The organism is Vibrio sp. 2134-1, from assembly GCF_033339495.1.
Genome location: NZ_JAWOUS010000013.1, coordinates 111,128 through 132,668, shown reverse-complemented (window position 1 = coordinate 132,668; position 21,541 = coordinate 111,128). Strand labels below are relative to the sequence as shown.

At 45.0% G+C, this 21,541-nt stretch carries 15 protein-coding genes; 3 read left to right on the top strand and 12 right to left on the bottom strand.

From position 1 onward, the window contains the following. Nucleotides 1-41 precede the first annotated feature (41 nt). The 6 genes from ppiD to tig form a co-directional block, all read right to left on the bottom strand. Nucleotides 42-1,901 carry a peptidylprolyl isomerase gene (gene ppiD / locus R7R78_RS15510; RefSeq protein ID WP_213868305.1) on the bottom strand — a complete coding sequence of 620 codons (1,860 nt, stop codon included), beginning with the start codon at nucleotides 1,899-1,901 and terminating at the stop codon, nucleotides 42-44. A gap of 201 nt (nucleotides 1,902-2,102) precedes the next feature. Continuing rightward, nucleotides 2,103-2,375 carry an HU family DNA-binding protein gene (locus R7R78_RS15505; protein ID WP_005382341.1) on the bottom strand — a complete coding sequence of 91 codons (273 nt, stop codon included), beginning with the start codon at nucleotides 2,373-2,375 and terminating at the stop codon, nucleotides 2,103-2,105. Nucleotides 2,376-2,566: 191 nt separating this feature from the next. Next, complete coding sequence (lon, locus tag R7R78_RS15500) at nucleotides 2,567-4,918, bottom strand: endopeptidase La (RefSeq protein ID WP_005384300.1); 2,352 nt, start codon at nucleotides 4,916-4,918, stop codon at nucleotides 2,567-2,569. Between the two features lie 130 nt (nucleotides 4,919-5,048). Beyond that, a complete protein-coding gene (gene clpX, locus R7R78_RS15495) occupies nucleotides 5,049-6,329 on the bottom strand; it encodes an ATP-dependent protease ATP-binding subunit ClpX (RefSeq protein WP_213868304.1) in 1,281 nt (426 codons plus the stop codon). A gap of 70 nt (nucleotides 6,330-6,399) precedes the next feature. Beyond that, nucleotides 6,400-7,026, bottom strand: a complete 627-nt coding sequence (gene clpP / locus R7R78_RS15490) for an ATP-dependent Clp endopeptidase proteolytic subunit ClpP (protein WP_005382347.1) — start codon at nucleotides 7,024-7,026, stop codon at nucleotides 6,400-6,402. Nucleotides 7,027-7,131: 105 nt separating this feature from the next. Continuing rightward, a complete protein-coding gene (tig, locus tag R7R78_RS15485) occupies nucleotides 7,132-8,439 on the bottom strand; it encodes a trigger factor (RefSeq protein ID WP_005382251.1) in 1,308 nt (435 codons plus the stop codon). A 526-nt stretch (nucleotides 8,440-8,965) separates the two neighbouring features. On the opposite strand from tig, the gene R7R78_RS15480 reads away from it, so the two are divergent. From R7R78_RS15480 to R7R78_RS15470, 3 genes are all read left to right on the top strand, one after another. Next, the gene (locus R7R78_RS15480; protein WP_225473973.1) at nucleotides 8,966-10,771 is read left to right on the top strand and encodes an ATP-binding protein; all 1,806 of its coding nucleotides are present in this window, start codon (nucleotides 8,966-8,968) and stop codon (nucleotides 10,769-10,771) included. A gap of 4 nt (nucleotides 10,772-10,775) precedes the next feature. Then, complete coding sequence (locus R7R78_RS15475; protein ID WP_033906888.1) at nucleotides 10,776-12,113, top strand: sigma-54-dependent transcriptional regulator; 1,338 nt, start codon at nucleotides 10,776-10,778, stop codon at nucleotides 12,111-12,113. A 78-nt stretch (nucleotides 12,114-12,191) separates the two neighbouring features. Then, nucleotides 12,192-12,374: a hypothetical protein gene (locus R7R78_RS15470; protein WP_021034161.1), complete on the top strand. Its 183-nt coding sequence runs from the start codon at nucleotides 12,192-12,194 to the stop codon at nucleotides 12,372-12,374. Between the two features lie 33 nt (nucleotides 12,375-12,407). Here R7R78_RS15470 and R7R78_RS15465 read toward each other — a convergent pair whose 3' ends face one another. The 6 genes from R7R78_RS15465 to R7R78_RS15440 form a co-directional block, all read right to left on the bottom strand. Further along, on the bottom strand, nucleotides 12,408-13,769 hold the full coding sequence (locus tag R7R78_RS15465) for a TRAP transporter large permease (RefSeq protein ID WP_225473971.1): 1,362 nt from the start codon (nucleotides 13,767-13,769) through the stop codon (nucleotides 12,408-12,410). A 3-nt stretch (nucleotides 13,770-13,772) separates the two neighbouring features. Further along, entirely contained in the window at nucleotides 13,773-14,447 is a 675-nt protein-coding gene (locus R7R78_RS15460; RefSeq protein ID WP_005384308.1) for a TRAP transporter small permease, read from the bottom strand. A gap of 70 nt (nucleotides 14,448-14,517) precedes the next feature. Beyond that, nucleotides 14,518-15,516 carry a TRAP transporter substrate-binding protein gene (locus tag R7R78_RS15455; RefSeq protein WP_017634784.1) on the bottom strand — a complete coding sequence of 333 codons (999 nt, stop codon included), beginning with the start codon at nucleotides 15,514-15,516 and terminating at the stop codon, nucleotides 14,518-14,520. Between the two features lie 212 nt (nucleotides 15,517-15,728). Beyond that, nucleotides 15,729-17,198 carry a protein adenylyltransferase SelO gene (locus R7R78_RS15450; protein ID WP_225473969.1) on the bottom strand — a complete coding sequence of 490 codons (1,470 nt, stop codon included), beginning with the start codon at nucleotides 17,196-17,198 and terminating at the stop codon, nucleotides 15,729-15,731. A gap of 176 nt (nucleotides 17,199-17,374) precedes the next feature. Beyond that, complete coding sequence (locus R7R78_RS15445; RefSeq protein ID WP_054578002.1) at nucleotides 17,375-18,187, bottom strand: hypothetical protein; 813 nt, start codon at nucleotides 18,185-18,187, stop codon at nucleotides 17,375-17,377. Between the two features lie 172 nt (nucleotides 18,188-18,359). Further along, nucleotides 18,360-21,344 carry a M6 family metalloprotease domain-containing protein gene (locus R7R78_RS15440; protein ID WP_225473967.1) on the bottom strand — a complete coding sequence of 995 codons (2,985 nt, stop codon included), beginning with the start codon at nucleotides 21,342-21,344 and terminating at the stop codon, nucleotides 18,360-18,362. Between the last annotated feature and the right edge of the window lie 197 nt (nucleotides 21,345-21,541).

The window sequence follows — 21,541 nt, the reverse complement described above, 5'->3', positions numbered from 1 at the left end:
GCGGTCCGTTTTATTCAACATACAAATTACACTAATTGTGCTTAGTTGCTCACAACAAAGTACTCAATGTCAGTATTTGCACGCAGTACGGCTAGTACAGATGATAAATCTTGCTGAGAAGATGCACGCTGCATTTGCATCGCAACTTGATCTTCTAACTCACTATCTAGCTCTGCGTTTACAGCATCAAGCTCGATGATAATGATGTTACCTTCAAGATCTTTAGACTGACCGTATACTGGTTTACCATCGACTGGTTTTGCCATCGCGAATACCGTTGTTGCCAACGGAGAACGACGATCTACTGTCTCTTGTTCACCAAAGGCAAGATTGTTTTCAGCAAGCACGTTCGTCTTACCTTCTTTCAATGCCGCAACGACTTGTGTTCCAAGTTCCATCGCTTCTTGCTCACCTTTAACACGAGATAGCTCTGCAACAACCTGATCTTTCACTTCTTCTAGTGGAAGAACTGTCTCGTCACGCGCATCTTCAACACGAACAACGATAATATGCTCAGGCGCAACTTCGATAGCTTCAGAGTTTAGGCCATCTTCTTTAACTTCAGGGCTTAGGATAGCTTGCATTACCGCAGGGCTACGAAGCACTTCAGGTGCATCAACCTGAGAAATAAAGTCCGTTGTCTTCACTTCTTGGTTAACCGCTTGAGAAGCATCATACAATGAGTCTGGGTATTCAAACGCTACGCGCTCAAGCTCATTTTGCAACTCGTAGAATTGATCGATCGCTTGTTGGTCGACCATCTCTTGTTTGATTTCAGCAGCGACTTCTTCAAATGGCTTCGCCACAGAATCTTTTAGCTCTTCAAGCTTGATAATGTGATAGCCAAAGTCCGACTTTACTAGACCCGACATATCGCCAGGATTCTTCAGTGCGAATGCCGCTTCTTCAAAAGCAGGGTCCATCACATCACGCTCAATCCAACCTAGGTCACCACCGTTTTCAGCGCTGCCAAAATCGTCAGATTTCTCTTGAGCAAGCGTCGCAAAATCTGCACCCGCGTTTAGCTCATCTAGGATAGCTTGCGCTTTTGCTTCATCGTCCCCTTCTACAAGAATGTGAGCGACACGGCGTTGCTCTTCTGAAGAGTATTTGTTTAAGTGCTCGTCGTAGTACTTTTTCACCTCAGCATCAGAAACATTAACTTGTTCCTTTAGCGCTTCAGCTGACAGTTCGATGTAAGAGACTTTAACCTGCTCTGGACGTGTAAAGTTGTCTGGGTTTGCTTTGTAGTACTCTTGAATTTCTTCGTCGGTCAATTCAATATTTTTCGCAAACTCCGCTAAGTCGATCTGAATCGTGCGAATATCACGAGTTTGAGTGAACAGCTTGCCTTCTGCTTGTACTTCACCCGGCAGAATAAATTCACTGTTTTGTAGCGCATTCAGCAGTTGCTCACGAACCAATTCACGACGCATGTACTCAGCAAAAGAGTCTGGCGAAAAGCCTGCACGACGCAAAGAAGCTTGATAGATCTCTTGATCAAACTGACCATTAGATTGGAACTGAGGCATGTCTAGAATCATGCTACGCACTTGAGTGTCGCTGATTCGCAGACCCAAAGCTTCAGCTTGTTGGTCAAGCAACACGTCATTGATCATTCGATCTAAAACGGATTTGCGGAAAGATTCAACATATGCAGGGTCAGCCAGCATTTGAGAGAAGTAGTCACCCAACTGAGCTTGCATACGGTTACGCTCATTTTGGTATGCCATCTCGAACTCACCACGAGGAATCTCAGTGTTACCGACTTTCGCTGCAGAGTTGTTGCTACCACCAACGATGTAGCTACCTACACCTGCAAATACGAAAGACAGGATGATAAGTCCAAGGATAATTTTGACCGCGATGCTATTCACGCCTTCGCGTAGTCGATCCATCATAATTTAACTGCTCTCCACAATTGAAGCCTACTGCTTCTATCTAATAGAAATAATGGCGCAATAATATCAGAAAAAGAAATGCGCATCAGTATGATGCGCATAATTTAAGAAAGTTCGGCTCGAAGTTTGTAAATTTTTGTTCGAAACTTATTGTTTGAGCAAAAGTTAAGCAAATGGCCGGTTACAGAAATAACGCCGTGATTAGTTACAAGCGTCTTTCAGTGCTTTACCAGCTTTGAAAGCTGGTACTTTTGCTTCTGCGATTTGGATTTCTTCACCAGTTTTTGGGTTACGACCAGTACGTGCAGCACGAGTACGAACGCTGAATGTACCAAAGCCAACTAGAGCGACTTGATCACCAGATTGAAGAGTTCCGCTTACTGCTTCGATGAATGCATCTAGAGCACGACCCGCTGACGCTTTAGAAATATCTGCATTTTCTGCGATTTGTTCTACTAACTGAGTTTTATTCACTGTAATTTCCCCTTTGTGTCATCTGTGATTATTTTTGTGATGACTTTCGTTCCATTGTTAAGAAAATATGCTCCACCCCTTATTCATCAAGGGCTGGCAGCTATCGAAACTAACTTAGCGCCCAAAAAAAACGCTGACAAGCCTTTTTGGGCTTATCAGCGTAAACTTTTACTTATTTTTGCTACACATCACTATTTTTGAGACTCAAACTCAACGCCCGTCGGGTCTCGCTCTAGTGCGACTTTCAGTACTTCATCAATCCACTGTACAGGGATAACTTTCAGATCCGCGATAACATTATCAGGAATCTCTTCCAGATCACGCTCGTTATCTTTTGGAATTAGCACTGTCTTAATGCCACCACGGTGTGCCGCAAGTAACTTCTCTTTTAGGCCGCCGATAGGTAGAACCTCACCACGCAGTGTGATTTCACCCGTCATCGCTACTTCTGCTTTCACAGGGTTGCCTGTCAGAGAAGAAACCAATGCTGTACACATTGCTGTACCCGCACTTGGGCCATCTTTTGGTGTCGCGCCTTCCGGCACGTGTACGTGAATATCTTTCTTCTCGTAGAAGTCAGTATTGATACCTAGCTTTTCTGCACGAGAGCGAACCACTGTCATTGCTGCTTGGATAGACTCTTGCATCACATCCCCAAGAGAACCCGTTTGTGTCAGCTTACCTTTACCTGGCATTGATTGAGTTTCAATCGTTAATAGATCGCCACCCACTTCTGTCCAAGCTAGGCCAGTTACTTGACCAATTCGGTTACTTTCATCCGCTTTACCGTAATCGAAACGTTGAACACCTAAGTACTCTTTTAGGTTGTCCATCGTTACCGTTACTGACTTGATGTCCTTATCCAGCAAGATATTCTTCACCGCTTTACGGCAGATCTTAGAAATCTCACGCTCTAAGTTACGGACACCCGCTTCACGCGTGTAGTAACGAATGATGCCAATAATCGCAGAATCTTCAATGACGATCTCATCCGCTTTCAAGCCATTACGCTTCACTTGTTTATCAACAAGGTGACGTTTTGCAATGTTCAGCTTCTCGTCTTCGGTGTAACCAGATAAACGAATAACTTCCATACGGTCTAACAATGGGCCCGGGATGTTCATCGAGTTCGATGTCGCAACAAACATAACGTCAGAGAGATCGTAATCCACTTCTAGGTAGTGATCGTTGAACGAGTTATTCTGTTCAGGATCAAGCACTTCTAGTAGAGCCGATGCCGGATCACCACGCATATCTGAAGACATTTTGTCGATTTCGTCCAATAAGAACAGCGGGTTCTTCACACCAACCTTCGACATCTTCTGGATCAACTTGCCTGGTAATGAGCCGATGTAAGTACGACGGTGACCACGAATTTCCGCTTCATCACGCACACCACCCAACGCCATACGAACATACTTACGGCCTGTAGCTGAAGCAATTGAACGACCAAGAGACGTTTTACCTACACCAGGAGGACCAACAAGACAAAGGATAGGACCTTTTAGCTTGTTGATACGGTTTTGAACAGCCAGGTATTCAAGGATACGTTCTTTGACGCGTTCTAGACCGTAGTGATCTTCATTAAGAACCTCTTCTGCTTTCGCTAAGTTTTTCTTAACTTTTGAGCGCTTAGCCCAAGGAACGCTGACCATCCAATCGATGTAGCTACGAACCACTGTTGCTTCAGCAGACATTGGAGACATCATCTTAAGCTTTTGCAGCTCTTGCTCTGTCTTTTCACGTGCCTCTTGAGGCATTTTTGATTCGTCAATCTTCTTCTGTAGCGTTTCGAACTCGTCTGGTGCGTCTTCCATCTCACCAAGTTCTTTCTGAATCGCTTTCATTTGCTCATTCAGATAGTACTCACGCTGAGATTTTTCCATTTGCTTTTTAACGCGACCACGAATTCGTTTTTCAACTTGCAGCAAGTCGATCTCTGATTCCATCTGGCCCATCAGGAATTCCAGACGCTCAGTGACGTCAACAATTTCAAGTACTTGCTGCTTATCCACCAACTTTAACGGCATATGAGCCGCAATGGTATCCGCTAAGCGTGCGGCTTCGTCGATACCATTAAGTGACGTTAGCACTTCTGGTGGAATCTTCTTGTTTAGCTTAATGAACCCTTCAAACTGATTAATCGCGCTGCGAACAATCACTTCTTGCTCACGCTCATCCAATTCAGGCGTAACAACAAATTCAGCTTCTGCTAGGAAGAAGTCACTCTCTTTAAAGTGATTGATTTTTGCTCGCTGCTGGCCTTCGACCAATACTTTTACTGTGCCATCCGGAAGCTTCAAGAGCTGGAGAATGGTGGCTACCGTACCTACGTCAAATAGGTCGTCAACCGTAGGCTCGTCAGTATCCGCTTGCTTTTGTGCCACAAGAAGAACTTGTTTGTTGGTTTCCATCGCCGTTTCTAAACAGCTAATCGATTTCTCACGACCAACAAACAATGGAATAACCATGTGTGGGTAGACCACTACGTCACGTAGAGGTAGTACCGGGATCTCGATACGCTCGGAACGTTCCAAGTTCATATAATTCTCTCTTCCGCTTTCACGTTTAACGTATTACTTAAGGCAGTATATGGGGGCTAATTGTTTGGATTCAATAAGAGAAATAAAAAAAGGAGGTAATTACTTACCTCCTTTTTCATTATGGCTGAATTTACTCTGCTCCAGCTGCCTGATTGTCTGCGTTACTGTAAATAAGCAGTGGCTCTGACTCGCCATTAATGACGGACTCATCAATCACGACTTTACTAACGTCTGTTGCAGATGGTAATTCGTACATGGTTTCAAGTAGCACGCCTTCAAGAATCGAGCGTAAGCCACGAGCACCTGTTTTACGCTCCATTGCTTTTTTCGCGATAGCGCGCAGCGCATCTTCACGGAATTCAAGTTCAGCGTTTTCCAGCTCAAACAATGCTGCATATTGCTTGGTCAGTGCGTTCTTCGGTTCACATAGGATCTGAATCAACGCTTCTTCATCAAGCTCAGTCAGTGTTGTTGTTACAGGTAGACGACCAATGAATTCTGGAATGAGGCCGTACTTCACTAAATCTTCAGGTTCAACTTGAGTAAATAGCTCACCTACCGTCTTCGCTTCATTCTTCGAACGAACTTCAGCACCAAAGCCAATACCTGTACCTGTTGCAACACGCTGCTCAATCACTTTGTCTAAGCCAGCAAAAGCACCACCACAGATGAACAGGATCTTAGATGTGTCCACTTGTAGGAACTCTTGCTGAGGATGCTTACGACCACCTTGAGGTGGAACCGATGCAACCGTACCTTCGATAAGTTTTAGTAGCGCCTGCTGAACACCTTCACCAGATACGTCACGCGTAATAGATGGGTTTTCAGCTTTGCGTGAAATCTTATCAATTTCATCAATGTAAACGATGCCGCGTTCCGCTTTAGCTACATCGTAATCACATTTTTGCAGAAGCTTTTGGATGATGTTTTCAACGTCTTCACCTACGTAACCGGCTTCGGTTAGTGTCGTCGCGTCTGCCATTGTAAATGGCACATCCAAGAATCGAGCTAATGTCTCCGCAAGTAGTGTTTTACCACTACCTGTAGGACCAATTAGAAGGATGTTACTCTTACCAAGCTCCACACCTTCGCTCGTTGTATCACCATTGCGTAAACGCTTGTAGTGGTTATATACCGCAACTGCGAGCACTTTTTTCGCGTAATCTTGCCCGATCACATAGTCATCAAGGTGTTCACGGATCTGTTTTGGCGTTGGTAACGCTTCAGATTCTTTCTTAGGGAGAACATCCTTGATTTCTTCGCGAATAATATCGTTACATAAGTCGACACATTCGTCGCAAATGTACACTGACGGACCTGCGATTAGCTTGCGAACTTCGTGCTGACTTTTGCCGCAGAAAGAACAGTACAGCAATTTACCGCTGCCACTTTCTTTGCTTTTATCTGTCATTCGCTAACCTCTTAGCCTTTACTCTTCATGAATGAGTGTATATCAATTTTTGCCAAAATGCGCTGGCTAATTACTCGCCACGGTGGCTTAACACTGCATCCACGATACCGTATTCCACAGCCTGCTCTGATGACATGAAGTTATCACGATCAGTATCGCGCTCAATGACTTCAAGAGGTTGGCCTGTATGTTCTGCTAACAACTTGTTTAGCTTCTGTTTAATCGTCAGGATTTCCTGAGCATGGATTTGGATATCAGAAGCTTGACCCTGGAAACCACCCAATGGTTGGTGGATCATTACACGTGAGTTAGGCAGTACATAACGCTTACCTGGCGCACCACCTGCAAGCAGGAAGGCACCCATTGAACATGCTTGACCCATACATACTGTGCTCACATTTGGCTTAATGAACTGCATGGTATCGTAAATAGACATACCTGCTGTTACGCTGCCGCCTGGAGAGTTGATGTATAAGAAAATATCTTTATCTGGATTTTCAGATTCTAGGAAAAGTAGCTGAGCCACGACAAGGTTTGCCATGTGGTCTTCCACTTGACCCGTTAAAAAAATCACGCGCTCTTTAAGCAGACGTGAGTAGATGTCGTAAGAGCGTTCGCCTCGGGAAGTTTGTTCAACCACCATTGGTACTAGCGCGTCCATAATTGGCGACATTGCATTTTTTTCTTGGTAGCTCATATTCTTATGTCCCTAAAATAAATGGCCCGGATGATGACTATCATACGGACCATTGTTAGCAGAATAGTTAACGTTAAGTCAACCTTCTACGCAAGATATTGCTTATTAAGCAGCAGGTTGTTGTTGGTTAAGTAGCTCGTTGAAGCCTACTTCTTTCTCAGAAACCTGTGCTTTAGCGATGATCGCGTCGATTGCTTGCTCTTCTAGAGCTACGTTGCGCATATTGTTCATCATTTCTTCGTTTTGCTCGTAGTAAGCAATAACTTCTGATGGATCTTCGTATGCAGTAGCCATTTCTTCGATTAGAGCTTTAACTTTCTCGTCGTCCGCTTTTAGCTCTTCAGATTTGATTACTTCACCTAGTAGAAGACCAACAACTACGCGACGTTTAGCTTGTTCTTCGAACAGTTCACGTGGAAGCTGAGCAGCAGCTTCTGGGTTACCACCGAAGCGTTGTGCAGCTTGTTGACGTAGAACTTGGATTTCTTGCTCGATAAGCGCTGATGGTACGTTGATGTCGTTTTGCTCAACTAGACCGTCAATCGCTTGCTCTTTGATGCGGTTCTTAACAGCTTGCTTAAGTTCGCGTTCCATGTTCTTACGAACTTCAGCTTTAAGTGCTTCAACACCACCTTCAACAACACCGAACTTAGCAACGAACTCGTCGTTTAGTTCTGGTAGTTCACGAGCTTCAACTTTGTTCACTTTGATTGCGAACTTAGCTGCTTTACCTTTTAGGTTTTCAGCGTGGTAATCTTCTGGGAAAGTCACGTCGATGTCGAATTCCATACCAGCAGTTTTACCTGCGATACCGTCTTCGAAACCAGGGATCATGCGACCAGCACCCATTTCTAGAGGGAAGTTCTCCGCTTTACCACCTTCGAACTCTTCACCGTCGATAGAACCAACGAAGTCGATGCTTACGCGTTTGCCATCTTCTGCTGCTTCTTCAACTTCAACCCAAGTTGCTTGTTGCTTACGTAGAGTATCGATCATCTCTTCTACGTCTGCATCTTTAACTTCTGTTAGTGGTTTTTCAACAGTGATGCTCTCTAGGCCTTTAAGCTCAACTTCTGGGTAAACTTCAAAAGTTGCAGTGAAAACTAGGTCTGAACCTTCTTTGTTCTCTACAGGAGCGAAAGTTGGAGCGCCAGCTGGGTTGATTTTCTCTTTAACGATAGCTTCGATGAAGTGGCGTTGCATTACTTCACCAAGAACGTCTTGACGTACTGCTTTGCCGTACATCTTAGCAACCATTTTTAGAGGCACTTTACCCTTACGGAAACCATCGAAACGACGGTTTTTAGCGATGTTGCGTAGTTCAGCTGTTACAGCGTCTTCGATGTTTGCAGCTGGAACAGTAATGTTTAGACGGCGCTCTAGGCCCTCTAGCGTTTCAACAGTAACTTGCATTATATATAAACCTCTAAAGTGGCTCGGTTTTCCGAGCGTATGAGCGAAACTCAGAGGAGCTTACGCTTCATCCTTGTGTAGTGTTCTGTCCGAACACCTAATTTAAAATCGAGTATCGATACTGGTTGTCAGTACCGGACTAATCAGTGATATCTTCGATAAAATAACCAAAGGTATCTCCTATTAGCCTCAGGACAGAATTTTTAGACGCGACATTCTAGCGATCTGTCGCAACCCTGTCGAGCCAATAGCCACTATGTGGACATTGTCTGCGCTAAATTCTCGAATGCTGACCCATTTTTTCTTCAAAAATGCGATTCAGACACCGTCTAAGCATCGCCAGCATATCTAGAATGGGGACAATAGCGACTTTTTCAAGAGAATCGACCGGTTTTTTTATCGAAAAGCCTAAAAAGAGATCTTGCTCTTGTTTTACTCCACAGAGTTGAAAACTAAATCCCTAATCCTTCCTACAAACTATTAACATTTTCTTACGTGACCAAAGGAAGTTGTAAGGAGTGTAAGGATGTCGCAAAAAAAACGGATTCTGCTGACATTTTTTGCTTTCTATTTCCTGTGCGCAATTATCGGTGGCCATTGGGTTTGGCAGACCAGTTATCAATCTCTACTTGATAAACACCAATCACAGCTGGAGCAGTTTTCTGGCCATATAAAAAATAAACTCGATAAGTACGCCCATATCCCAAATCTTCTAGCTAAAGATGATCCTCTTTATCAAGCGCTTCTGCACCCCAACAACAGTGCGCAACTGGAAATCACTAATCGGTATTTAGAATCCGTTAATGGCGTGATTGAAGCAGCGGATACGTACTTAATCGATCAATGGGGTACAACGATCGCAGCCAGCAACTGGCGTAAAGAGCGCTCCTTTATCGGGCGAAATTTTGCATTTCGCCCTTATTTCAAACAAGCCATTGTAGGTAAACGAAGCCAATACTACGCACTGGGCTCAACATCTGGTAAACGTGGCTACTACTATTCTTATCCCATCGTATACGCTGGCGGTGTACTTGGTGTCGTCGTGGTGAAGATGGACCTAAGTAAGATAGAGGACAACTGGCAGCAACCAAACAGTGTTTTTGTCGCCAGCGACCCATACGGAATTGTTTTTATGAGTAGCCGAAGTGAATGGCTACTCAAAAGCTTACAGCCGCTGACAAAAAAAGAGAAAAAGCAAGTTTGGGCAAGCCAACAATATCTTGATGCGCCAATTGAAACGCTTGGATTAGTGGGTAGTTTGGACGAGGTGCATTCTGAGCTTAAACAGGGTTACCCATACAATAAAGGAACCTTGGTGGTCTCTTCGCTGCCCCTTCCCGAACTCAAACTGACTATTCGTGTGCTGTCTCCTAAACAGTCGATCGTTTGGTTCACCATGGGTTACATCTTTGTACTCACTCTAGCATTCATGGTTTTGTTTTTAATTGGTCAGCTTATCTATCACCGTCAACAGCGTCACTTGCAACTTGAACGAATTCAACAAGAAGCCAATCAAAAGTTGGAATATCAAGTCATGGCACGGACTGCCGAGTTGCAAGCGGAGATCGCACAGCGTATCGATACCGAGCAAACTTTACGCGTTACTCAAGACGAATTGGTGCAAGCAGCGAAACTCGCGGTGTTAGGACAAATGTCGGCCAGTATCAGCCATGAACTGAATAATCCACTTGCGGCAATTCGTAGCTTTGCGGAGAACGGCAAGCTGTTTCTAAAAAAAGAAAAATATGAGCGAGTGGAAGATAACCTCACTCGCATTTCTGCTCTCACTGACCGTATGGCAAATATCAGTCAGCAACTTCGCTCTTTCGCCAAAAAAACCAGTGGTGACGAGTTGGCTCAATCTCGATTGTTCCCTGTGATAGCCTCTGTAAAAGAACTGATGAAGCCCGCATTTAAATCAGGGCGCGTCACGTTAGAAACAAATTTGCCAGAGCATGATGCTGAAGTGCAGATCAATATTATTCAACTGGAGCAAGTGTTGGTCAATTTACTGACTAATGCGATAGAAGCACTCAAAGAACAACAAGACAAACAGGTAGAATTATCTGTAGAACACGATGAGCACACTGATTTAGTTTGGATTCATGTTGATGATAATGGCCCAGGACTTGGCTCTTTCTCACTTTCTGATTTATGTGAGCCGTTTCTAACCACTAAACTGAACGGTTTAGGTTTGGGTCTCTCTATCTCGCAACAAATCTTAGCCAGTATGAATGGAAAATTATGTGCCCATAATCGAGAACAAGGCGGCGCTCGATTCTCATTGTGTTTACCCATCACTTCTTACAACACTGAACCATCAAAAGGATAAGATCATGTGTCAGGTGTTTTTTATTGATGATGAGGCCGATCTCAGAATCGCTATAGAACAGACCTTTGAACTTGCGGATATCGACGCCAAGTTTTTTGTGGATGCAGAATCGGCTTTAATAGCGATGCAGCAAGGAGAAGAAGCTGGCGTCGTGGTCACTGATATCTGTTTGCCGGGCATTTCTGGTATGGATATGCTGACAACTTTGACTCAACGCGATGCAAACTTACCCGTCATCATGATCACGGGACACGGTGATATTTCCATGGCTGTGCAAGCCCTTCATCAAGGCGCTTACGACTTTATTGAGAAACCTTTTGCGCCAGAACATTTGGTTGAAACGGTTAAGCGGGCGATTGAGAAGCGCAAACTAACCAATGAAAATGAAAAACTGCGCCTGTCACTTAAAGCCAGTAAAACCCTTGGTCCACGAGTTATTGGTGAAACCTCTAGCATCCAAATATTACGAGAGACCATCACCCAAATCGCCGATACCGACGCCGATATTTTATTGTTTGGTGAAACCGGTACAGGGAAAGAGTTAATCGCTCGTTCTTTACATGAGCAAAGCTCTCGCCGGAACCAAAACTTTGTCGCCGTAAATTGTGGAGCGGTTCCAGAGAACTTAATTGAGAGTGAACTCTACGGCCATGAAAAAGGCGCATTCACTGGCGCCGAAAGCCGTCGTATCGGTAAATTTGAGTTTGCACAAGGCGGCACACTTTTCTTGGATGAGATCGAGTCGATGCCTATCCAAGCCCAAATTCGTTTATTGAGGGTATTACAAGAGCGCGTGATTGAGCGTGTCGGTTCAAATGAATTATTGCCTTTAGATATTCGAGTGATTGCCGCAACAAAGGTCGATTTAAAACACGCAGCTGAAGAAGGTACTTTCCGTCAGGACCTCTACTATCGGCTCAATGTCGTGACCCTGGATCTCCCGCCACTACGCGAACGAAAAGAAGACATTCCCGCCCTCTTTCACCACTTTCTGTTGGTAGCAGCTTCACGTTATGGCAAAAGCTCACCTAGCTTGTCACCCCAAGATCTAGCGCAACTGATGAGCCATGACTGGCCTGGCAATGTTCGAGAACTCAGAAATGCTGCAGAGCGTTTTGTGCTATTGGGTAAGTTAATTCAGTTGGGAGAATCGAACCCAGTTACTAAGTCTTTCTCAAGCCTTGCAGAGCAAGTGGCGGAGTTTGAGAGAGCAGCCATTGAAGGCGCTTTATTAGAAAACAACGGTAGTATTAAACAGACAATGTGCCAATTGAATGTGCCAAGAAAAACTCTTTACGACAAGATGCAGCGCTACCAAATAAATAAAGACCTTTACAAATAAAACACGTTCAAATAGCTGGCATTATATTCAACTTGAATCATAATTTTTAACAACGGGTTTATCATGGTTGTTATAGATATGAACGAAAAAGTGAGAATACCGATTGTTACAGATACCGTGCTCGTAGACGGTTGCTATCAAGAAGAGAGAAGATTCGGTGAAGAGCGTCGCAAAAATAAAAAGAGGTGGCGACACTATGAACGTCGAATTAATTCAGACCCGCGCAAAACTTGTTACAAGTCAATAGACGAAGAGGTGTGAATTCTCACACCTCTTTCTACTTTCTGGCTTCCATTACTTGGTAATGATCTCCGGCCCCATCAAGGTAGTAGGCAACCAAGTCGAAACCCATGGTACATATGTGACGATAATTAGGAATAAGAACATCACTCCAACCCAGGGTAATGCTGCCTTCACTACGTTCATCATCGACATTTTGGCAACACCAGCGGTCACAAATAAGTTAAGACCCACGGGCGGCGTTATCATTCCTATCTCCATATTCACCACCATCATTATGCCCAAGTGAATTGGGTCTATGCCTAATGCAATCGCAATTGGGAACACGAGCGGCGCAACAATGATCAACAAGCCTGATGGCTCCATAAACTGACCACCAATCAACAACAAGACGTTCACCACAATCAAGAAAGTGATGGGTCCGAGACCAGCGGAGAGCATCGACTCGGTGATCATTTGCGGGATGCGTTCTTCCGTTAAAACATGCTTCAAAATTAAGGCATTAGCAATGATGAACAGCAGCATGATGGTGAGTTTGCCCGCTTCATACAGGGTGTGTTTGGTGTCTTTATGAACAAAGGTTTGGAAGGTTTTAACGAGCGCAGGTTTAGTGTTTTTCTTGTCTGCAAATGGCCCCATGTCTTTGTATACAAAGTTAGCAATAAAGAATGAGTACACAGCAGCAACCGCAGCGGCTTCTGTCGGCGTAAAGATACCGCCATAGATACCACCAAGAATGATGACGACCAACAACAAGCCCCAGCTTGCATCCTTGGCGGCATCAAAAGTTTCTTTCCAACCGACAAAAGGTTGCTTTGGAAGGTTCTTGATTCTCGCGGCAATGTAAATCGCGATCATCAACATGACACCCGCCAGCAAACCGGGAATCACACCACCAAGGAACATACGTCCAACTGACACATCCGTTGCGGCTGCATACACCACCATCACAATCGAAGGTGGGATCAAAATCCCTAGCGTACCTGCGTTACAAATTACCCCAGAGGCAAACTCTTTTGAGTAACCGTTTTTGATCATACCTGCGATAACAATACTACCTATGGCAACAACCGTTGCAGGTGAGGAACCTGACAACGCGGCAAACATCATACACGCTACAACCGAAGCCATCGCCAAACCGCCGCGGAACCAGCCTACAATGGCAATGGCGAAACGAATGATCCGCTTTGCTACGCCACCCGTCGACATAAAGCTTGAAGCCAATATAAAGAATGGAATAGCCAATAGCGTGTAGTGGCCCGCGAATGCATTAAACAGCGTTTGAGCAACTGACGCTAAAGAGGCATCCGAATGCATTAAAAGGAAAAGAACACTGGAAAGGCCCAGCGAAATAGCAATTGGCACGCCAACCAGCATAAAGCCAATTACCATCAAAAATAGAAATAAGATATCCATGGCTTATTGCTCCTTGTTTTTAGCGTCTTGCGAGGCCTTTGGAGCCATTACGTCTTCAGCGTCACTCATCTCAGCTTTAAGAGATTCGAGCTCTTCCTCCGCTTCATGTCCTGCAATCAAGCGATCGAGCTTACCAGTAGCGATTTGCCACGTGACTTGAACAAATCTAAACGTTAGTAGCGCCATTCCAAGTGGCAAAGCGAAGTAAGGAATAAAACGTGGCAGCTTTTCATAACGCTCTCCCTCATTTAACCAGTCGGCCATGAACTGGAGTATTTCAGGCATCGGAATATCGTCCGTTTCATACCACGCTCGGTCGGTAGCGAACGGATACCAGTAGTTCCAAGCGCCAATTAACAGCAAAATAGAGAAGGCTAAGCAACACATTGCTGCAAAAAGCGCCAGGGCTTTTCGTTTACCTTCCGGAACGATGTTAATAATGACATCGACACCAATATGAAAGTGTTTTTTCACACCATAAGATGCGCCAACCAACACCATCCATGCGAACATGAAAACGGTGAGCTCAAGCGCCCAAAGAATATTGTCGTTAAAGACATAACGAAAGATGACATTGGCAAAGGTCAGCAAGGTCATGGCACCCAAGAAGAAAGCAATCAAAGTCTCTTCAATGGCATCAGTGATTCGTCCAGCCTTGGCAAAAAAAGTCTGTTCCATAATTACATCACGTCGTCTGTAGGGGGAAAGAGCCCCCTCAGTTTGAGAGGGCTAAATGTGCTAGGTGTTATTATTTTTGGTTAGACGCCAAAGCGGCTTCGATTAGGTCAGAACCAATGTCTTTTTCGAACTTCTTCCATACTGGTTGAAGTGCAGTGACCCACTCTTGGCGCTGTTCTGGCGTTAGAGTACGAACCACACCACCGGCTTCGATGATATTGTTCTTATTCGCAAGGTTTACTTTGGTTGACTCAGCATTACGCTGCGCAGTTACCTCTTGAATAATGGTATTTAACTGCTCGCGCTGATCATCTGGTAGGTTTTTCCAGAAGTCGTTTGACGTCACAACTAAGTAATCCAGAATTCCGTGGTTCGTTTCCGTAATGCCATCTTGAACTTCGAAGAATTTTTTGCCGTAAATGTTTGACCAAGTATTTTCTTGACCATCAATAACCTTAGTTTGCAAGCCGCCGTAAACTTCTTTGAACGACATTTTTTGTGGGTTAGCACCTAGCTGCTCAAACTGAGCAACGAGTACATCAGAGGCTTGAACACGGAACTTAAGTCCTTCAGCATCAGTTGGAGAAATGAGCGGCTTGTTGGCTGACATTTGCTTCATGCCGTTATGCCAAAACGCAATGCCTTGTAGGCCACGACGTTTCATTGAATTTTTCAGCTTTTCACCCGCTTCCGAGTTTTGGAAACGGTCAACCGCGTCGACATCATCGAACAAGAAAGGAAGATCGAAAAGGCGGTACTTCTTGGTGAATTTCTCAAACTTAGAAAGAGAAGGAGCAGCGAGTTGAACATCACCATTCAGTAGCGCTTCCAACACTTTGTCATCATCATACAGTGTTGAGTTAGGAAACACCTGCATACAGACTTTACCGTTCATCTCTTCGTTGACGCGCTTTTCAAGTAACGAAGCCGCGATGCCTTTAGGGTGTTTGTCCGCGTTCGTTACATGGCTAAACTTGATGACCGTTTCACCCGGGTCACAATTTGCGGCAGCATTAAAACTGGTAACAGCAAGTGCAGAGACAGATAGTAGAGTTAGAGGCTTAAACATTATTATTCTCCTTGTTGAATCACATCCCATCCCGTCCATGAGTAACTAGGTGTTAGGCGATGGGTACGGATATTCAACAAAGAGCAATTAATGGACCATGTTAAAATTTATATGTATTTCAATAAATTAACATAGCCCATTAACATGAATCCGAAGTGTAACGAGTGAATTCCACCCAAGAAAAAGATACAAATGGGTGGGAAATGACCCATTTATGAAGAACAGCTTATCTCCATTTTCTTCCCCCATTCCGGCGGCAATTTCGCGTAATCATCAAACTCAGGTTGCTCATCAAATGGGCGTTTTAACAGTTCGGCCAATCGGTGTAATTCGCTAAAGTCCCCTTCTTCCGCTTTATCAATCGCCAACTGAGCCAAGTAGTTACGCAAGATGTATTTGGGATTGGCTTGACGCATCTGTTTGCAACGCTGTTCGGTTGAAATCAGGCCCCCTAGTTCATCAACCTCTAGCTCACACCGAGCTAAGTACAGTTCAAGCCAAGCTCGCGCAGCTTCTCGGTCGAGAAATAAATCGATTACGGCTTGGGAAGGCGCATTATCAAGGTTTGAAAGCGTTCTGAAGAAGCGAGTGTAGTCCGTTTTGTTCTGGTGAAGAAGCTCAAACATAGCTTCAAACAAACGCCCGTCTTCCGCTATCTTGGTTTTTAAGCCCAACTTCTCACGCATGAGGCGGCTGAACTGCTGGCTTAAATGAACTTCAAATTGACTCAACGACGATTCTAAATCTTCTCGTTCAACGAGTGGCGATAGCGCATGCGCCAGTGCTGACAGGTTCCAAAGCGCAATTCTAGGCTGTTGATCAAATGCGTAACGACCCTGGTAGTCTGAATGATTACAAATGTATCCCGGCTCATAATCATCAAGAAAGCCAAACGGACCATAATCAAAAGTTTGCCCAAGAATTGACATGTTATCGGTATTCATCACACCATGCGCAAAACCAAAAGCTTGCCAATATGCGATCATCTCGGCTGTTTTAGTCACGATGGCGTCAAACATCGCGGCATATGGTTTCTCCGCCGATGCACAATCAGCAAAGTGCCACTCAATCACCTTATCCGCCAACAGCTGCTGCTCTGCTAACTGGTTGGTGTAAAAGAAATGCTCAAAGTGACCGAATCGAACATGGGTTTCAGCCATTCGAAGTAACAAAGCGCCCGATTCCGTTTTTTCTCGATAAACAGGTGTATCACTGACCATCATACCAAGAGCACGTGTCGTGGGAACCCCAAGGCCCGCCATGGCTTCACTGCACAAGTACTCACGGATAGTTGAGCGTAATACCGCTCGCCCATCTCCCATTCGCGAGTAAGGCGTTAGCCCTGCACCTTTGAGGTGAAGATCAAACCAAGTACCATCCTGATGCTCAATTTCTGCCAACAGTAATCCACGTCCATCGCCCAAATCTGGGTTGTAAACGCCAAACTGATGGCCTGCATATTTCATCGCAAGAGGACGAAATTGTTCGAATTCACTTAGCCCAGAAAAAACCGCCAATAACTCATCGTTTTGCTCTTCTGGTAAACCAAACTGCTGTGCAAACTCACCATTCCAAGCGACCCAGCGAGTGTTGTCCAAGGGTTGTGGCTCGACCAACGTATAGAACGCTGACGGTAATTGACTAAAGCGATGGGTGAAATTGACCCGTTGCCAAATGGACATGTAGGGTTCCTTAATAAAAAGAAGTACTGTTGTGAGTATACGTGTGAATGTCCCTGTCATTCAGCCATGAAATGGGCATGGGTATTTTGCGTGAATAACGCGAAGGCGGCAGGAAGGTATCAACCTGCCGCAGACCGTCTCCTAAACGGAGGTAGCATGTAAAAACGATCAAAGGGTTAAGCGGAAAATTCTTCACCCGTTTTTGGTGGCTGTGATGTCGTATCAAAACGAGCGCGTTCGATATCCACTACCGTTTTATAGCTCAACGATAACAATGCCAGCTGGTACGCGCCAAAAATACCATAGGCCACACCGACGAGGCTCAACATAAAGAGATTCGTAAAGTGGCTAAAGATCAGCTGACTGAGCAAGCCCGCACCCAATGGAATTAGTCCCATCAAAATGAATACTTGTTTGTTGTATGCTCTGCTCTGGTTCCACGAACGACGCAAACTGCGCGGCTGATGATCCATTGCAGTCGCTGGCAACACAAATGACCATCGCGCCATTACCCAATAGCCAGGAATGCTTGCAATCGTTGTGATAATAGCCATAGCAACAAAGTCGGCTTCACCACTTTCTGCAATGTAGATAAACGACAACACAAAGATCGGGATACCAATAACGAGCATCATCATCAGTCCAAACAGTATCCACCAGCCTATGAAACGGAATTCTCGAGCTGACAAACGAAATACATCCAACGCAGAGTGCATGTAATCGCCGGCTAAATAAATTCGATGCACACGCACAGCCGCCATAGCGGCAACAAGTGGGTACAAAATAATTGTGACGAAATAAAATCCTGCGACATTGCCTTCTTGAACGTTCGCTTGATCTTGCCCCGTCATTTCAGGATACATAAAAGCAAAAATTGAGTGCACGATAATCAACGGAATACAAGCAATAACAATTGCGAGTAGATTCCTTCTGACCATCACTGCCGCTTCTCGGCATATTTCCGAAACAGAAAAGCCCTCGGTAGACATATAACATCCTTAGTTCATAAAAATCGGCCCCTAGGGTAACCGCAGAGTAGAAAAATCGCTTTAAAAATAATGAGAAACACATCTCATAAGACAATGAGAACGAAACCAAAATAGATCAGATAAAAAATAAGCCACTCAATGTGAGTGGCTTATACCGCAATTCAATACCGTTTTAGACGCGACGTCGCCAGCCTAATGTTGCAAGTAACATCAAAGCCCAATAAGAAACACTGCCGCTACCTTCAGAGTTCTTGAATGTCGTTGTCTTCAAAGAAGCAACAACCGTCACGATAACTTCCCCCGTAGCAGTGGCACCATGACCGTCTGAAACCGTATATTGCAGCTTGATGCCGTCAGTAGGGCTATCCGGTGCTTGAAAACGGATTTTGCCATTCTCTACACTCGCACTTCCCACACCCGTTACGTTCTGTACGCTTTCTACAACCAGTTTATCGCCGTTCACATCCGAATCATTGCTCGCTGCATCAATCAGAATACTTTCACCAACGGCAACGGTCGCCGTATCTGCAAGCGTAAGTGGCGCTGCGTTTTTCATGGTTAAATCGACGGTAGCACTGGACGTTTCATTACTAGGATCAGTCACGGTTAAACGGAATGTCAGAACCTCACCCGCTTTTGCACCTTGAGGCACCGTAAAGCTTGTGCTAACACTGGTTGCATTGCCAAGAGAAACTGAAGTGCCAGCCAACTGCTCCCATTTATAACTCAACACATCACCATCAGCATCCGTACTATTTAACGCAGACAACGTGACTCGCTGCCCAACCGTCATGTCTTTATTATCAACATCAATCACGGCCACTGGCGCTTCGTTGCTGCCAAGCACTTCCACCTGCACATTCACGATTGAAGATGAGTACGCACCATCAACCGACAACAAACGATATTGGAAAGTGTCCAGACCAACGAAGTTAGATTCAGGTTGGTACTGGTTGCCAGAGATGGTGCCGTGCTCAGGCTTCTGCACAATGTCCACATTGAACTGATACCCTACCGCCATGAAATCATTGTCCATCAGGTTCAGTTTGATTGGCGTATTTTTATTGGTTTGTAACGAATCAGATTTCGCTTCAACCAAGTTGCTCGCATCCACATTTAATAATGCTGCAAACGGAATATAAGAGAACCCGGCTTTTTCTAGACCAAACGTGCCAATCTCACTGTAATCACCATTCCACATTACAGGTAGAGAGGCTTTTTCAGTTTTTAGCAAGCGACCGAAATCAAAGTTTGCATCAAATTGACCGCCTTCCAATTCAACGACCAATAAATGCTGACCCGCACTCAATTGGCTTGATTGAGGGAATAAAATTCGAGATGACTTTTGGAAGTTACCTTGCTGTAAAAGCTCAGCGTTGTTTTGATTCAATATTAATCGATAGCCAATGTTTCCAGAAAATGGGAATCGCCAAACTCGATAAGTCATGTCACTTTGAGCGCTATCTCTTTGCGCGTAAAGTTGAAGGCCATCAAGCTCTGTATCACGATTCAAGTCCAGTGACACCGCCAGAGTGTTACTCCCACTCGCGTACACATAACCTTGGTGAAGAGAGTTCAGCCATGCTGACTTATTTGGTTCGTTTGTATGTTCAAGAGAAAAACTACCACCGTTGGTGTTGCTGGCAATGTTGGAAATACGAACCCCAGTATCAAACCCTGTGATCGTTCTCAGACCCGGGGTCGATGTATCTGAAATGACATTGCCACCATTAGGGTACAAATCGTCAGCGTCACTCCTACCACCATTTTCTAACTCATTCAGACCATCAGCCTGCATGATTTGAACCTGCATCGCGCCAACATCATTAAAGCGGTTCTGGACATTGACCGACGTCGCCAGGATACCTTCAGCCGCCAATGCTCGGTCGTAACCGCTAAAGGTGCGATTTTCCAAGTAAACACGTGGGCCAAACTCTTTCAAGTACGGGTCGAGATACACCAGCTTGACATCGTCGTTGTTCACAGAAATAGGCGCTGGACTTTCATGAGTTACCGTTGGTACAACAAAACCAGCAGCGTGTTTGCTCCATGCACTCATGTTCACCGGAGTGTCACCAGCGTATGAATCTCCCGGTTTCTGCGCCCATGAACCGCCACCCATCACGCCCCAAGAGCCGATCGAGGCATCACTGTTCCTTGCGTACAAATCCGGTAAGCCAAGCATTAAGTGGCCAAGCTCGTGTACGATCACGCCCAAGGTCGCTTGATGATCAACTTGATAGTCAGCGAACACACAATAGTCTGTGATCTTTTTACCATCTAGTGTGACATCATCGTGAGAGAATTTGTGCGGCCAAATAGCAGGACGGTTGAGAACCCCTGTTGAACGATCGCCCCCCGCAAAAATAAACATGACAGAGAGTTCTGACGGTTCTACGGTACCATTTTGATTGCTGTCGTAGGCCGAAAGATTAAAGTATGGATCCAGTTTTTGATAAGCCTCGGTGAAAACCGCATTCAACTTGGCGGTGCATGTCTTATCAGTAGAACTAGAGTGACAGTTAGGGTGGCTTTGTGCCACAGTCACATCTATCACACCGTCATTGGCGGTGCCGTAACTCTCAAGTGCAGGAACAACTTTGAATTTACCTTGAGAGTTTTTATCAAAGTAATCCACAACGCTTTGACCATTGGTATTAAATACGCGTTGCTCAAAATCGTGCACCATTGCTTGGTCATCAAACGAAACTTGCACAACCAATAGGGGCTGCTGCTTCACCGTTGAACTGCTCATCGCCTGGTAACCTTGCGCCGGACGCAGTAGGTTTTTTCGTGCCATCGGTTCAATGGTTTTTAGAGAAGATAATTGCGGTTTAACTTGTAAATCCGGGCGAAACCTCGCCGACTCAGGTGGCTCACTCGACTGCGTTTTCACCACACCTGTCGAGATCAATATTGGCGTGTCTGACTCGCGCTGAATCTGCGCGAAAAACCAAACGCCGTCTTCCTGAAGTAAGGCATTGCCCTGCTTATCTTCAAACCAGTGGAAATCTGCCGTTCCACGTAGAATTGCCTCACTGGAGCTACCATCGCTCAACGCAATAGTATGCCAAACCGGCGATGGCGGAGTAGTTGCCATGCTCTTCCCTGCAAGAAGCGCAGTTAGCATAGCCATGGCGAGTGTGTTGAATTTCAAAGTACGACTCCATCTTTTCGATTCGTTAATTAATACCAAGCACAACAAGCACAAAGTAACCCTATGGGCATAGAGTAAGACTGAGTGACTATTGACGAAGGCTGGTATCAATTCGCTCAGATAACACGACGTAGTTTGGTGTCACACTACAAAAGCGTCGGATTCCAAAACGCTGTTATGAGCGTAGCTTCTGAGAA

What these genes read in the sequence shown, in the direction of transcription:
- ppiD (WP_213868305.1), bottom strand. Translation starts at nt 1,901, where the DNA reads ATGATGGATCGACTACGCGAAGGCGTGAATAGCATCGCGGTCAAAATT.
- lon (WP_005384300.1), bottom strand. Translation starts at nt 4,918, where the DNA reads ATGAACTTGGAACGTTCCGAGCGTATCGAGATCCCGGTACTACCTCTA.
- clpX (WP_213868304.1), bottom strand. Translation starts at nt 6,329, where the DNA reads ATGACAGATAAAAGCAAAGAAAGTGGCAGCGGTAAATTGCTGTACTGT.
- clpP (WP_005382347.1), bottom strand. Translation starts at nt 7,026, where the DNA reads ATGAGCTACCAAGAAAAAAATGCAATGTCGCCAATTATGGACGCGCTA.
- tig (WP_005382251.1), bottom strand. Translation starts at nt 8,439, where the DNA reads ATGCAAGTTACTGTTGAAACGCTAGAGGGCCTAGAGCGCCGTCTAAAC.
- R7R78_RS15480 (WP_225473973.1), top strand. Translation starts at nt 8,966, where the DNA reads ATGTCGCAAAAAAAACGGATTCTGCTGACATTTTTTGCTTTCTATTTC.
- R7R78_RS15475 (WP_033906888.1), top strand. Translation starts at nt 10,776, where the DNA reads ATGTGTCAGGTGTTTTTTATTGATGATGAGGCCGATCTCAGAATCGCT.
- R7R78_RS15470 (WP_021034161.1), top strand. Translation starts at nt 12,192, where the DNA reads ATGAACGAAAAAGTGAGAATACCGATTGTTACAGATACCGTGCTCGTA.
- R7R78_RS15465 (WP_225473971.1), bottom strand. Translation starts at nt 13,769, where the DNA reads ATGGATATCTTATTTCTATTTTTGATGGTAATTGGCTTTATGCTGGTT.
- R7R78_RS15460 (WP_005384308.1), bottom strand. Translation starts at nt 14,447, where the DNA reads ATGGAACAGACTTTTTTTGCCAAGGCTGGACGAATCACTGATGCCATT.
- R7R78_RS15455 (WP_017634784.1), bottom strand. Translation starts at nt 15,516, where the DNA reads ATGTTTAAGCCTCTAACTCTACTATCTGTCTCTGCACTTGCTGTTACC.
- R7R78_RS15450 (WP_225473969.1), bottom strand. Translation starts at nt 17,198, where the DNA reads ATGTCCATTTGGCAACGGGTCAATTTCACCCATCGCTTTAGTCAATTA.
- R7R78_RS15445 (WP_054578002.1), bottom strand. Translation starts at nt 18,187, where the DNA reads ATGTCTACCGAGGGCTTTTCTGTTTCGGAAATATGCCGAGAAGCGGCA.